The organism is Bradyrhizobium sp. CCBAU 51765 (genome assembly GCF_015291725.1).
In the GTDB taxonomy this organism is placed as follows: Bacteria; Pseudomonadota; Alphaproteobacteria; order Rhizobiales; family Xanthobacteraceae; genus Bradyrhizobium; species Bradyrhizobium liaoningense.
Genome location: NZ_CP030038.1, coordinates 3,591,796 through 3,605,467, shown reverse-complemented (window position 1 = coordinate 3,605,467; position 13,672 = coordinate 3,591,796). Strand labels below are relative to the sequence as shown.

The following is a 13,672-nucleotide window of genomic DNA, read 5'->3' as shown; positions in this document are numbered from 1 at the left end:
TGACGCTATCGGACAAATCGGACCTTGACTTGGAACCCCAGCCAACTAGCACAAGCGGCAGTATCAACGCAGGTCGCGCCCGAATGGTGACAATCTTTTTTGATCTCGACGGCACGCTGACCAATCCCAAGCCGGGGATCACGCGATCCATCCAATACGCGCTGGAGCGGCTCAACCAGCCTGTCCCGAGCGAGGACGAGCTGACCTGGTGCATCGGGCCGCCGCTGCATGCAAGCTTGAAAAAGCTCACCGGATCCGACGAACTCGCCGACCGCGCGCTGCTGCTCTATCGGGAGCGCTTCAGCGATATCGGCCTTTTCGAGAACGAAGCCTATGCCGGCATCATGGACACCCTCACGAGGCTTGCTGCGACAACACCGCGCATGTTCGTCGCGACCAGCAAGCCTGCGGTCTACGCCACCCGCATCGTCGATCATTTCGGCCTGAAGCCGTACTTCGAGCGCGTGTTCGGCTCCGAGCTCGACGGCACCCGCGTCGACAAGCGCGACCTGCTCCGCTATGCGCTCGACGAGGCCAGGATCGACGCGAACAACGCGATCATGATCGGCGACCGCAGCCATGACGTGGTGGGAGCCAGGACCAACGGCATGACCGCAATCGGCGTGCTCTATGGCTATGGCAGCGAGGCCGAGCTGCGCGATGCCGGCGCGCACCATATCTGCGCCGCACATCCCGAACTGCTAGGACATTGTGTGGCTTGACGTAAGCCCGTCTTCGCCCAGCGACGCTCAGCTTGCCGCCGCCGCGATCTCCGTGGGCTCGACGGTGTCGACCGGCAGCGCGAACTGCTCGACGCGCTGGTACCGCTTCTTGTTGAGCAGAAGCCGCGTCACGTCGGGCCGCGAATAGTGGCCGGCCGGGTCAGCGGCGTTCTTGGCGACGCCGATCGCGCCAAGGTCGATCTCGGCGATCAGCAGCCCTTCCTGGGCCGGCGCCAACTTCTCGCCGATCTGGCTGCCATCGGGGCCGTAGATCGCGGCAAACCCGCCGCCGGCATGCAGCAGCGCATGCTTGTCCGGCCGGTCGCAGAGCTCGTCGATCATGGCCTGCGACACCGTCGCGCAAGGCGCCAGCACGAAGCAGGAGCCCTCCACCGCGTAGACGCGCGAGGCGGCGTTGTTGACCTCGGCACCCAGCGCCGGCGCGAAGGGATCGTAGAGCGAGAAGCTCGGCCAGGCCGCGACATGGACCTGCTCGTTCTGGGCATACATCGCGTATTTCGACAGCGGCTGGAGATGCTCCCAGCAGCACAGTGCGCCGAGACGGCCGATGTCGGGTCGCGCATGCACGGCAAGGTCGCTGCCGTCGCCCTCGCCATAGACGGTGCGCTCGGCATGGGTCGGCCGCAGCTTGCGGCGCTTTGCGATGGTCTCGCCGTCGGGCCCGATCAGCCATTGCGCGAGATAGAGGCTGCCGCCATCGCGTTCGGACAGGCCGACCACGGCGGTGAGCTTTGCCTTGCGCACGGCCTCGCGCAGCCGCTCGGCCTGCGGGCTGTCGTAGGACAGCGAATTGTCGAAATAGCGCTGCACGAAGCCGCGGCCGATCGCCCAGGCCGGCGAGTCCATCCAGATATGCCAGGGGTAACCGGGGATGAAGGCCTCGGGAAAGGCGATCAGCTTGGCGCCCTTTTCCGCGGCCTCCCTGATCAGGGCGATCGACTTGTCGATCGAGGCGTCGAGATCGAGCCAGGCCGGCGCCGCCTGCACCACCGCGACCTTGTATTTCGGATGCTCGATGCCCATTCCCGCCTCCATTGCCGGTTGATCGGAAACCTCGTCCGATGCAGTCTATTTGGCCAAGCCGGGCGGCCGGGCGCTCGACCACGGCGGAACAAAAACTCGACTGGGAAGGGACCGTGGGCCGGTACGGCATTTGCCTCTGGCAGGCTGGATCCCCGGCGATTTTGCGGGATGTGAAAGGGAGGCTGTCCAGATGACAATCCAGTTCACGACCGACGGCAGCCCCGGCTATCGGCGGCTCGCCCTCTGGCAGGACATCGTCTGCGACGTCTTCGTCGGCCTTGACTGCAAGTCCGACCTCGGCAGCGCCTTTCGCGGCTCGGTCACGCAGGCTTCGCTCGGCAAGGCCGCATGCTCCGAAGTCTGCTCGGACCGCCAGCACGTGTTCCGCACGCCCTCTCGCATCGCGCGCTCGGGCCAGGATTTTGTTCTCATTGCCCTCGGCAATCGCGGCAGCGGCGGCGTTGTGCAGGACGGCCGGGAGACCGTGATCCATCCCGGCGAGTTCGCGCTCTATGACACCACGCGTCCGTATGAGCTGAAGTTCAACGACGCCTTCACACAGACCATCTTCAAGGTGCCGCGCGAGATGCTGCGGCGCCGGCTCGGCGGCACCGAAACGCTGACTGCGATGTCGTTCGGGGCCGACGCGCCGCTCGAGCGGCTCGCCTATGATTTCATCTTCCGGCTTTGCCAGAGCGCGGACGGGCTGGCCCCGGACACCGCCGCCGCGCTGTCGGAGCAGGCGGTCGATCTGCTCGCCATGGCTTTGAGCGAGCGGCTCGGCAGGACATCGCTGCCGTCCTCGACCCACCGCTCGGCCCTGCTTTACCGGTTGAAGGCGCACATCCGCGCGCATCTCTCCGATCCCGACCTCTCGCTCGCGGAGACCGCCGGCGCGCTCGGCATCTCGCCGCGCTACGTCAACGATCTTCTCGCCGACGAGGACACTTCCTTCCAGCGCCATGTCCTTGCCGAACGCCTCGCCCGATGCCGGCGCGACCTCGCTTCGCCCGTGCTCGCCCACCGCCACATCAGCGAGATCGCGTTCGGCTGGGGCTTCAACGACCTCTCGCATTTCGGCCGCGTCTTCCGCGAGCATTTCGGAATGTCGCCGCGCGACTTCCGGCAGAGCCAGTTGCGGCATTGAGATCGCTTTCAGTCAGCGATCCCCTGCACGACCAGGCCATCCCGAAGCAAGGCCGGTATGTGAGCGCGTGATAGGACGCAGCGCCTGCTTGCATTACCATCGGCCCGCAAGGCCGCATCGATCAACCAGCGGCCAGCCGAGGAGCACATCGATGGAATACCGACGCTTGGGCAGTTCAGGCCTCATGGTGCCCGCCCTCAGTCTTGGCACCGGCACCTTCGGCGGCGTCGGCCGCCTTGCGGCTTGGGGCACGACCGACGCGACCGAAGCGCGGCGCCTTCTGGACATCTGCCTCGAGGCCGGCGTGTCGATGTTCGACACCGCGAATGTCTACTCTCTCGGCGAATCCGAGCGGGTGCTTGGCGAAGCAATCAAGGGCCGCCGCGACAAGGTTCTGATCTCGACCAAGGCGACCTTCCGCTTCGGCGAGGGCCCCAACGATATCGGCTCGTCGCGGCAGCATCTGCTCGCGGCCGTCGACGGTTCGCTCAGCCGGCTCGGCACTGACTGCATCGACCTGTTCCAGCTGCACGGCTTCGACGCCTTCACCCCGCCTGAAGAGGTGCTCGCAACACTCGACGTGCTCGTGCGCGCCGGCAAGATCCGCTATGTCGGCGTCTCGAATTTCTCGGGCTGGCACCTGATGAAATCGCTCGCCGTCGCCGACAAGCACGGCTTTCCGCGCTACGTCGCCAACCAGACCTACTATTCGCTGATCGGGCGCGATTACGAATGGGAGTTGATGCCGCTCGGGCTCGACCAGGGGTTGGGTGCCGTGGTCTGGTCGCCGCTCGGATGGGGACGTCTCACCGGAAAAATCCGCCGTGGCCAGCCGAAGCCGGAAGTAAGCCGGCTGCCCAAGACGGCCGAGTTCGGACCGCCCGTGCCGGACGAACATGTCTACCGTGTCGTCGAGGCCATCGACGAAATCGCGAAGGAGACGGGCAAGAGCGTCTCGCAGATCGCACTCAACTGGCTGCTCCAGCGTCCGACCGTTTCGACGCTGATCATCGGCGCGCGCAACGAGACCCAGCTGCGCGAAAATCTCGGTGCGGTCGGCTGGTCCTTGACCAAGGACCAGGTCGCAAAGCTCGATGCCGCGAGCACGGTGACGCTGCCCTATCCCTATTGGCACCAGCGCGTGACCTTCACCGAGCGGAATCCGCCGGCCGTGTAGGACAGTTGAGCTGCATCAAGCCCGCCTGCGTCGGCCGTGACACGCTGCCACGCGCGATGCTGCCGCGCCGATTTGCCGTGAAGGCCCTGCGCCGGGAATGATGGACATGAGCGATGAATAGGATCGCGCCAGCGCTGCTGGCCGTTGGCGTTCTGTGGAGCACGGCAAGTCAAGCCCTGGATCGCGAACAGCGGCGCGCCGAAGCAATGCTGCAACGGATGTGCGCGGAGTGCCATACGGTCGGCAGGACGGGCAAGAGCCGGAACGAGCTGGCTCCGCCCTTCCGGAACCTCAGCGAGAACAAACTCTACGACCCCGACTTCATGCAGCGCCTCCAGGACGGCTACAGCAGCATCCACCGCTCGATGCCCACGGCTCGGTTCGGCCGAGACGACGCCGAGGCCGTGGTAAGCTACCTCAAGGCGATTCAGGAACCACGGAAGCCGAAACAGCACTGAAACTGCGCAGGCTTTGGCTGGAACCATCCCGGGTCGGATCAGGTTGCGGACCAGCAACCGCGTCTCGAGCAAGCACGCTTCACGATGTCATCGACCACCATCGAGCATGCCGACGGCCTGCCGCAGCCACAGCGCAACCAGGCGGTGCTGACGATTGCGCTCGGCATCATCATGGCGGTGGTCGACAGCGCCATCGCCAACGTCGCGCTGCCGACGATCGCGGCCGACCTCGATGCAAGCCCGGCCTTCTCGATCTGGATCGTCAACGGCTACCAGCTCGCGATCACGATCTCACTGCTGCCACTGGCTTCGCTCGGCGAGATCGTCGGCTATCGCCGCGTCTATCTGGTCGGACTGGTGCTGTTCACGCTGGCCTCCGCATTGTGCGCGCTGGCGCACACGCTGCCGCTGCTGACGGCCGCGCGCATCCTCCAGGGCTTTGGCGCGGCCGGCATCATGAGCGTCAACGCGGCGCTGGTGCGCTTCACCTATCCGCGCAGCCAGCTCGGCCGCGGCATCGGGCTCAACGCGCTCGTGGTCGCCTTCTCGGCTGCTGTCGGACCGACGCTCGCCGCCGGTATCCTGGCCGTCGGAAGCTGGCCCTGGCTGTTCGCCATCAACGTGCCCCTCGGCGCGGTGACATTCCTGATCGGCCTGCGCAGCCTGCCGCACACCAAGCCAGCCAACCGTTCCTTCGACTGGCAGAGCGCGGGCCTGTCCGCGATCACGTTCGGTGTCGGCATCGCCGCTGTCGACAGCGTCGGTCATGGCGAGGCCGCCATCACCTGCCTCGCACAATTCGCCATCGCCATCGTCGCCGGCGTGCTGCTGATCTATCGCGAAACCCACATGAGCTCGCCGCTCTTGCCGGTCGATCTGTTGCGCATTCCGGTGTTCGCGCTGTCGATAGCGACCTCGATCGCATCATTCTGCGGGCAGATGCTGGCCTTCGTCGCGATCCCCTTCTATCTCCAGAGCCGCTTCGGCTATTCGGCCGTGCATATGGGCCTCTTGATCACGCCCTGGCCGATCGCGGTGGCGTTCGCGGCCCCCCTCGCCGGCCGCCTCGTCGAGCATTATCCGGCCGGCCTGCTCGGCGGCATCGGGCTCACGCTGTTCGCCTGCGGTCTCGCCGCGCTGGCCTTCCTGCCCGCAAGCCCGACCCCGTTCGACGTGATCTGGCGCATGGCGCTGGCCGGTGCCGGCTTCGGCCTGTTCCAGACCCCGAACAACCGCACCATGATCGCGGCCGCCCCGCGCGAGCGCGCCGGCGGCGCCAGCGGGATGCTGGGCACGGCGCGCCTGCTCGGCCAAACCACGGGGGCAGCGCTGGTGGCGCTGCTGCTCGGACGGTATCCGGTTGAGGGCACCAGGCTGGCGCTCCTCGTCGGCGTCGGATTTGCGCTCTGCGGCGCGGTGCTGAGCATGCTGCGGCTGTCTCCCGCGGGCGCGCGCGGCGCCGAGCACGTCCGCGTCCAGGACGACCAGCGCCTGCGAGGAGACTAGAAGGCACCACGTCCGGGCTACCGCTGTTTTCGTGCACAACTGTTGCGCGGCTTAACTATCGCGACGTATGACGTATTGCCATCCCGCTTTGGTTGCGCTTCAGTGGCGCCGGGACAGGGGCATTTCATGCGTTTATTTGGAATTGTGGCGCTCAGCGTCATGCTGGGCGGCTGCGCGTCGGTCACGCGTGGCACGACCGAGAATATCAGCATCTCATCAACACCGTCAGGCGTGGAAGCCGTGGTCTCCGGGCTCGAAGTGCCGACCACCTGCACCACTCCTTGCGCCGTCGTCGCCAAGCGTAGCGCGGACATCACGATCACCTTCGAGAAGGAGGGCTACCAATCCCAGACGGTGCAGCTCACCAAGGAAGTGTCGGGTACCGGCGCCGCCGGGTTCGCCGGCAATCTCCTGGCTGGCGGCCTCATCGGCATGGGCGTCGATGCCGCAACGGGGGCGGCCACCGATCACAAGCCGAATCCAGTGATCGTGACGATGCAGCCGTCAACCCCGCACGCCGCACCGCGCACTCCGAGAAAGCCACGGCCGCCACGCGCGCCGGAGGCTGGAACCTAATGCCGCTGGTTCGGCGTCCGCATAAGAAAAGGCCGGCTTCGCAGCCGGCCTTTTCAATTCATGGCGTGCGGATCAAGCCTTGACCAGCGGGCCCTTGGAGGTCGGCCCCTTCGAGCCGCCGGGACCGCCCGGCTTCGACTTGCCCGGCGGACGCTTGCGAGCACCGGGCAGCTTCTCCTGCTTCGGCGTGACCGGCCCCTCGACGAACTCGAAGCCGATCTTCTCCTTGGTCTCGTCGGCCTCGTCCTTGACGAGAACAACGCGGACGTGACCGCCGCCCTTCAGCTTGCCGAACAGCACCTCGTCGGCCAGCGGCTTCTTGATGTGCTCCTGGATCACGCGGGCCATCGGGCGCGCGCCCATCTGCTCGTCGTAGCCGTGCTGGACCAGCCAGGTCTTGGCCGGCTCGGACAGCTCGATCGTGACGTCGCGATCGCCGAGCTGCGCTTCGAGCTGAAGCACGAACTTCTCGACCACGGTGCCGATCACCTCGACGCTGAGATGGCCGAACGAGACGATGGCATCCAGACGGTTGCGGAATTCCGGCGCGAACTGCCGGTTGATCGCCTCGTGGTCGTCGCCTTCCCGCTTCGAACGGGTGAAGCCGAACGCCTGCTTGGCGAGATCCGAAGCACCCGCGTTCGTGGTCATGATCAGGATCACGTTACGGAAGTTGACCTGCTTGCCGTTGTGGTCGGTGAGCCGGCCGTGATCCATGATCTGCAGCAGCACGTTGTAGAGGTCGGGATGCGCCTTCTCGATTTCGTCGAGCAGCACCACGCAATGCGGATGCTGGTCGACGCCGTCGGTCAGCAGGCCCCCCTGATCGAAGCCGACATAGCCGGGAGGCGCGCCGATCAGGCGCGACACGGTGTGCCGCTCCATGTATTCGGACATGTCGAAGCGCAGGAGCTCGACGCCGAGCGACGCCGCGAGCTGTTTTGCCACTTCCGTCTTGCCGACGCCGGTGGGACCGGAGAAGAGGTAACAGCCGATCGGCTTCTCCGGCTCGCGCAGGCCCGCGCGTGCGAGCTTGATCGAGGCGGCAAGCGACTCGATCGCCTTGTCCTGACCGAAGACGGTGCGCTTCAGGGTCTGCTCGAGATGCTTGAGCACCTCGGCGTCGTCCTTCGACACGCTCTTCGGCGGGATCCGCGCCATCGAGGCGATCGTGGTCTCGATCTCCTTGATGCCGATGGTCTTCTTGCGCTTGTTCTCGGCGACCAGCATCTGCGCCGCACCCGACTCGTCGATCACGTCGATCGCCTTGTCCGGCAGCTTGCGGTCGTGGATGTAGCGTGAGGAGAGTTGAACGGCGGCTTCAATCGCCTCGTTGGTGTACTTCAGCCGGTGGTAGTCCTCGAAATACGGCTTGAGGCCCTTGAGGATCGCAATCGCGTCCTCGACGGTCGGCTCGTTGATGTCGATCTTCTGGAAGCGCCGCACCAGCGCGCGGTCCTTCTCGAAGTGCTGGCGATATTCCTTGTAGGTGGTCGAGCCCATGCAGCGGATGGTGCCCGACGCCAGCGCCGGCTTGAGCAGGTTCGAAGCATCCATCGCCCCGCCCGACGTGGCGCCCGCACCGATCACGGTGTGGATCTCGTCGATGAACAGGATGGCGTTGGGATGCGCCTCGAGCTCCTTCAGCACCTGCTTGAGGCGCTCCTCGAAGTCGCCGCGATAGCGCGTGCCCGCGAGCAGCGTGCCCATGTCCAGCGAGAACACGGTCGCGGCCGCAAGCACCTCAGGCACCTCGCTGTCGACGATGCGCTTGGCAAGGCCCTCCGCAATCGCGGTCTTGCCGACGCCGGCTTCGCCGACGAACAGCGGGTTGTTCTTCTGGCGGCGGCACAGCACCTGGATCGCGCGGTTAATCTCGGAATTGCGTCCGATCACCGGGTCGATCTTGCCGTCGCGCGCCTTCTTGTTGAGGTTGACGCAATAGGTCTCGAGCGCCTCGCCCTTCTTCTTGGCGTCCTCGCTGCCTTTGGTCTCGGTCTCCTCGTCGACGCCGCGCACGGGGCGCGCCTCGGACACGCCCGGCCGCTTGGCAATGCCGTGGCTGATGTAGTTGACCGCGTCATAGCGCGTCATGTCCTGCTCCTGCAGGAAATACGCGGCATGACTCTCGCGCTCGGCAAAGATCGCGATCAGCACGTTGGCGCCGGTCACCTCTTCGCGACCGGAGGATTGCACGTGGATCACCGCGCGCTGGATCACGCGCTGGAAACCAGCGGTCGGCTTGGCGTCGTCGGCGCCATCCGTCACCAGATTCTCGAATTCGGTCTCAAGGTAGTTGACGAGGCTCGTGCGGAGCTTGTCGAGATCGACGCTGCAGGCGCGCATGACGGCGGCTGCATCGGAGTCGTCGATCAGTGAGAGCAAAAGATGCTCGAGCGTCGCGTATTGGTGATGACGCTCGTTTGCGATCGCCAGCGCACGATGCAGGGATTGTTCAAGGCTTTGGGAAAAAGTCGGCATTCGCGTCCTCTATGGCCCCCACCATCATGATCGTCCTCGCCCGGTCAGGCAACAACAACCTTTGTCACATATAGTTATACAAGACCGCGGCGAAAGACCGGTTCCGCGACTCGGCGGCGACACACCTGCGGTATTTTCAATGCAAAACCCGTTCCGATTTGGGCAGGATCGGCGCCGGCGCGAAATTCCGTAGTTTCCGGCGGCAACGGGACTCGCGCGCAGCCGTGACTGCAGCAATCACGCCGCGACTTGCACAAGAGCCGGCTTCAAACGCGCCGCAAGGCGTCCTACTTCTTTTCCATCACGCATTGCAGTGGATGCTGGTGCTTGCGGGCAAAGTCCATCACCTGCGTCACCTTGGTCTCGGCGATCTCATAGGTGAACACGCCGCACTCGCCGATGCCGTGATGATGGACGTGCAGCATGATCTTGGTCGCCGCTTCGACGTCCTTGTTGAAGAACTTCTCCAGCACGTGGACGACGAATTCCATCGGCGTGTAGTCGTCGTTCAGGATCAGCACGCGATACAGGTTCGGCCGTTTGGTCTTGGGCTTGACCTTGGTGATGACCGAAGTGTTCGGACCCGAGGGGCTGCCCGAACGGTTCTCGTCATTGCTCATGCGAGGAGCGTCGGCGGCGGCTGGCGCGGACAGGTCGATACTGAAAGTCAATTGCGGCATGGCACAGGCGTTCAAATTCCCCACGGAAGCGCATTGCGGTCGCCGCGCGACTCCGCCCTTCGGAGCCTGGCGCAGGCGCGCCGCCTTGTTGGATCGCCGCTCCCGACACATCCGGCTCGAGCCGGACCGTTCGCCAGCAATATGGGCCTGCCCACGGCTGGCCGCAAGCATGCGGAGATCGGGCCGATGCGGCTGTGGGCAGTCGCGATTCCCGGTCCGGGCGATCTCGTCAGGTTAATCAATCCGGACCGATTTGACAAAAATTTCCGCCCGGCATGTTTAGAACATGTTGACCAGGAACCCGGCCGTTAACCAGCCTGCGACGGTTTTTCGCGGATGGCTCCGGGCTTCTACGGTCCAAATGACCTGCCGTTCAATGGCATGCCGCGAAATCGGGCAGAACACAGATTTCGGGGACGGCCAGTCTCGCCTGCCCCTCCTCAGCCGCCCCGGGTGCCCACGCTGACCTTCAGTGCCGCGGTGAACTACAGCCGCGCAGTGCAAGCACGTCCCTCGCTGCAGGTCGCGTTGGATTCGGCGTTGATGGTTTTCAAAGGTCTGACCAACGATCGAGTCTGAGGCAAGATCCTAGTTTACTGGCCGCTACACTGGTCGCACCCGCACGATGTCGACGGCGGACACCCGCACATCGCGAGTTCTACTGCGGCATGGGGAAATACCCGCACGCGCTGGCGATGGTTCTGAATAACAGGATCGATGGCCGAGAGCGGCAAAATGACGGTCACGCAAGCCGCGGCCAAAGGACATGGTCGGCGCCTTGTCCGACTATGACAGGCAGACGGGCGACGTTTGCATTCGCCTTCAACTTGGCCGCGGCCGGATCGCGCCACGATCTTCACGATCCAAGTCAACATCAACAAGGCGGACGCAAAACCTCGAGCGCTGCAGGATTGCCCGACCAGTGGGAACTTCCAAATGATCCGGAGTGCCTCTCAGACATCGGACGCGTTCAAGAACACCTTGACGCAGATTTCCAAGCTGCGCGTCGCGAAGTCATTCTCATCCGTATCCACAAACGAAAAGCCCGGCCAGATCTGGCCGGGCTTTTAATTCCAGGAGCGAGTTGAGCGGATCAGTTCGCGGCCGGGGTGAACTTCGACACGATGGTCTCGACCGGCTTGAACGCCTGCTTGGCGAGGTCGCTGTAGAGGCCGGCGATCTTCTGCGATTCCGCAACGAAGGTCTCGTAGGCGGAACGGGCAAAATCGGTCTGCGCTTCCATCGCCTTGTCCAGCGACTTCACGCCGGAAAGCTTCTCGACGAAGGACTTGGTGTCTTCGAACGACTTCTTGGTGTAGTCGCCATAGGCACTGGCGATCGCCTGGAGGCCGTGCTGCACCGAGGTCGCGGAAGCAACGCACTGCTCGAACTGCTCTTTCCCGTAGCTCTGAAAGTCTTCAACCTTGAACATGTCGGAATCCTTTTCCCTGGCTCGCGTCGGGAAGCCCCGGCTCCCTGACTCCGCCCAAAAATAGTGCAACGCACAAAAATGTCAAGAATCTTGTGCGTCGCACAAAATTCGATGCAATTCGCGGAGATTCCCGGGGTTTCCCGCAAGGGTTCCTTAAGCTTTTAGAAACCGCGGCCCCCTACCCTGATTCCCTGGACGTGTTCACTTCCGCAGGCGGCCAAAGCCGTTTGAGAACATCACCTTAGCCAGAACAGCGGCTCGGGTCCAACGTCCCCCGCGGCAAACACCAGCGGAGGGACAGCCTGAGCAGGTAATGATCCCGGGACCATTGGGCACAATTTCGCCTCACGGGCCGGTGATCAAGTCAGAAACGGGGACGGGGTTCCATGCTTCGTAACAACTTGTCTTCCTCGCGCTTGGCGCGGGTTGGCGTTTTGGGGCTTCTTACGGTCACCATCGCGGTCATCATCACCACCGATGCCGCGGAGGCGCGGCGCCATCGCCGCCACCATGTGCATCACCGCGTCCAGCGCGATGTGTCCGAGAGCTCGAGCCCGAAATTCGCGTCCATCATCGTCGACGGCAATTCCGGCGCGGTGCTCCAGGCAACAAGCCCTGACGGGATCCGCCATCCGGCGTCACTGACCAAGATCATGACGCTCTATCTGCTGTTCGAGCGCCTCGAATCCGGCAAGATGAAGCTCGACACCGAGATGCCGGTGTCCCAGCACGCCGCCAATCAGGATCCGACCAAGCTGAACCTGCGTGCCGGCCAGACCATTCGCGTCGAGGACGCGATCAAGGGCCTCGTGACCCGCTCGGCCAACGACGCTGCCGTCGTGATCGCGGAAGCGATCGCCGGCGACGAGGACGACTTCGCCCAGATGATGACGCGCAAGGCGCGCTCGCTCGGCATGTCCAGGACGGTCTACCGCAACGCCAATGGCCTTCCCAACGACGAGCAGGTCACCACCGCGCGCGACCAGGCGACGCTCGGTCGCGCCATCCAGGAGCGCTTCCCTCGCTACTATCGCTATTTCGCGACCTCGACCTTCAATTGGCGGGGACAGTCGATCCGCAACCACAACCACCTGCTCGGCAGCGTCGAGGGCGTGGACGGCATCAAGACCGGCTACACCCGCGCCTCCGGATTCAACCTCGTCACCTCGATCCGCCGCGGCAATCGCCACCTGATCGGCGTGGTGCTGGGCGGCCGCAGCGGCGGCTCGCGCGACGCCATCATGCGCAACCTGCTCGCGGAGAATCTCGACAAGGGCGCGACTGTCCACACGGTCGCCGCGGTCACGGAGCGCAACGGCGCCGATGCCAGTACCGACGTCGCCGATGCCTCGGATGCTCCGGCACGCTCCGCGCCGCAGGTTCAGGCCCCCGCTCCTGAAGCAGCCCCGTCGCGTCTCGCCTCTCGGCTGTCGACGCTGGCCGCTGCGGCTGCCGCGATGCCGCCCGCTCACGCCAGATCTGAAGCCAGCAAGCCTGAAGTTCGGCCGACTGAATCCAAGGTCGAGCCGGCGCCGCTCACCAATGGCGTGATTTCGAGCCAGCCGCTCTCCATCATCCCCGGCTCGTCCGAGCCGATGAAGCCGGTTCGGGTCAAGACGGTTCAGGTCAAGGCCGGCGCCGTGAAGGTCGCCTCCGCCGCACCGACCCAGGTCGCCCCGCCGGTCACCAGCACCATCCCGCCCCGTTCCGACGTCGCGGAAACCTCCGGCGCCGTCGTCGCCCGGGCGGATCTCATCAACAGGCCCGAGGCGGTCAGCCAGCCGGAAGCACCGAAGGCCGAGATTGCCCGCACCGAACTGCCGCGGCAGCCGGCAGGCTTCGGCACCGGCAACGGCATCCTCGGGGTCCTGCCGGCGGCAACCGCCGCTGCGCCCGCCCCCGCCGGTCCGAAGCTCGCGTCCGCCGACCCGGCGCCGCAGCCGATCCAGATGAGCACCACCAAGCCGGCCGTCACTCACAGCGGTTGGATCGTCCAGGTCGGCGCGCTCGAGAGCGAGAACGAAGCCCAGCAGCGCATCGACGCTGCCCGCAGCTCCGCCCGCGGCCTGCTCAGCAAGGCTGATCCGTTCACCGAGCCGGTTGTCGCCAAGGACAATCGCAAGCTCTACCGCGCCCGCTTCGCCGGGCTCGAGCGCGATCAGGCCGAAGCCGTCTGCCGCACCTTGAAGCGCGCCGAGATCTCCTGCATCACCGTGCGCAACTGATCTCCCTTCTCCGTTCCGAGCCAAATGCCCGCGCCCTTGCGCGGGCATTTTCGTTTTGGGGATGCGGTGATGCCGAGGCTATTCCTGACAAGACCGTTCCACGACAACCTCTCGTCAAGGATTTACGGTTAAAACTTTACTCAAGGGATCGACCACGCCGACAATGGCGGGCATCGGGGCGACGGCAGACGGAGCGAACGGAGCTTACGCGGTACGGGCGTTTG

11 protein-coding genes are annotated in these 13,672 nt (G+C 64.8%); 7 read left to right on the top strand and 4 right to left on the bottom strand.

Annotation, left to right across the window (positions count from 1 at the left end):
- The first annotated feature begins 83 nt into the window (after positions 1 to 83).
- Complete coding sequence (locus XH96_RS17275) at positions 84 to 722, top strand: HAD family hydrolase (RefSeq protein ID WP_194393506.1); 639 nt, start codon at positions 84 to 86, stop codon at positions 720 to 722.
- 27 nt (positions 723 to 749) lie between these two features.
- Here the strand turns inward: XH96_RS17275 and XH96_RS17270 are convergent, their stop codons facing one another.
- Entirely contained in the window at positions 750 to 1,766 is a 1,017-nt protein-coding gene (locus tag XH96_RS17270) for a carbon-nitrogen hydrolase family protein (protein ID WP_194393505.1), read from the bottom strand.
- Between the two features lie 190 nt (positions 1,767 to 1,956).
- On the opposite strand from XH96_RS17270, the gene XH96_RS17265 reads away from it, so the two are divergent.
- The 5 genes from XH96_RS17265 to XH96_RS17245 all read left to right on the top strand — a co-directional run bounded on the left by XH96_RS17265 (position 1,957) and on the right by XH96_RS17245 (position 6,630).
- The gene (locus XH96_RS17265; protein WP_194393504.1) at positions 1,957 to 2,913 is read left to right on the top strand and encodes a helix-turn-helix domain-containing protein; all 957 of its coding nucleotides are present in this window, start codon (positions 1,957 to 1,959) and stop codon (positions 2,911 to 2,913) included.
- 151 nt (positions 2,914 to 3,064) lie between these two features.
- Positions 3,065 to 4,090 carry an aldo/keto reductase gene (locus XH96_RS17260; protein WP_194393503.1) on the top strand — a complete coding sequence of 342 codons (1,026 nt, stop codon included), beginning with the start codon at positions 3,065 to 3,067 and terminating at the stop codon, positions 4,088 to 4,090.
- A gap of 113 nt (positions 4,091 to 4,203) precedes the next feature.
- On the top strand, positions 4,204 to 4,548 hold the full coding sequence (locus XH96_RS17255; protein ID WP_194393502.1) for a c-type cytochrome: 345 nt from the start codon (positions 4,204 to 4,206) through the stop codon (positions 4,546 to 4,548).
- An 84-nt stretch (positions 4,549 to 4,632) separates the two neighbouring features.
- Complete coding sequence (locus tag XH96_RS17250) at positions 4,633 to 6,054, top strand: MFS transporter (RefSeq protein WP_194393501.1); 1,422 nt, start codon at positions 4,633 to 4,635, stop codon at positions 6,052 to 6,054.
- A 126-nt stretch (positions 6,055 to 6,180) separates the two neighbouring features.
- Complete coding sequence (locus XH96_RS17245; RefSeq protein ID WP_194393500.1) at positions 6,181 to 6,630, top strand: PEGA domain-containing protein; 450 nt, start codon at positions 6,181 to 6,183, stop codon at positions 6,628 to 6,630.
- 72 nt (positions 6,631 to 6,702) lie between these two features.
- Here the strand turns inward: XH96_RS17245 and clpA are convergent, their stop codons facing one another.
- From clpA to XH96_RS17230, 3 genes are all read right to left on the bottom strand, one after another.
- Positions 6,703 to 9,111, bottom strand: a complete 2,409-nt coding sequence (clpA, locus tag XH96_RS17240; protein WP_194393499.1) for an ATP-dependent Clp protease ATP-binding subunit ClpA — start codon at positions 9,109 to 9,111, stop codon at positions 6,703 to 6,705.
- A gap of 287 nt (positions 9,112 to 9,398) precedes the next feature.
- Positions 9,399 to 9,731: an ATP-dependent Clp protease adapter ClpS gene (gene clpS / locus XH96_RS17235; RefSeq protein WP_028135886.1), complete on the bottom strand. Its 333-nt coding sequence runs from the start codon at positions 9,729 to 9,731 to the stop codon at positions 9,399 to 9,401.
- Positions 9,732 to 10,884: 1,153 nt separating this feature from the next.
- Positions 10,885 to 11,223 carry a phasin family protein gene (locus XH96_RS17230; protein ID WP_011087913.1) on the bottom strand — a complete coding sequence of 113 codons (339 nt, stop codon included), beginning with the start codon at positions 11,221 to 11,223 and terminating at the stop codon, positions 10,885 to 10,887.
- 386 nt (positions 11,224 to 11,609) lie between these two features.
- Here XH96_RS17230 and XH96_RS17225 point away from each other — a divergent pair, with 386 nt between their 5' ends.
- Positions 11,610 to 13,448 carry a D-alanyl-D-alanine carboxypeptidase gene (locus XH96_RS17225; protein ID WP_194393498.1) on the top strand — a complete coding sequence of 613 codons (1,839 nt, stop codon included), beginning with the start codon at positions 11,610 to 11,612 and terminating at the stop codon, positions 13,446 to 13,448.
- The last annotated feature ends 224 nt before the right edge of the window (positions 13,449 to 13,672 follow it).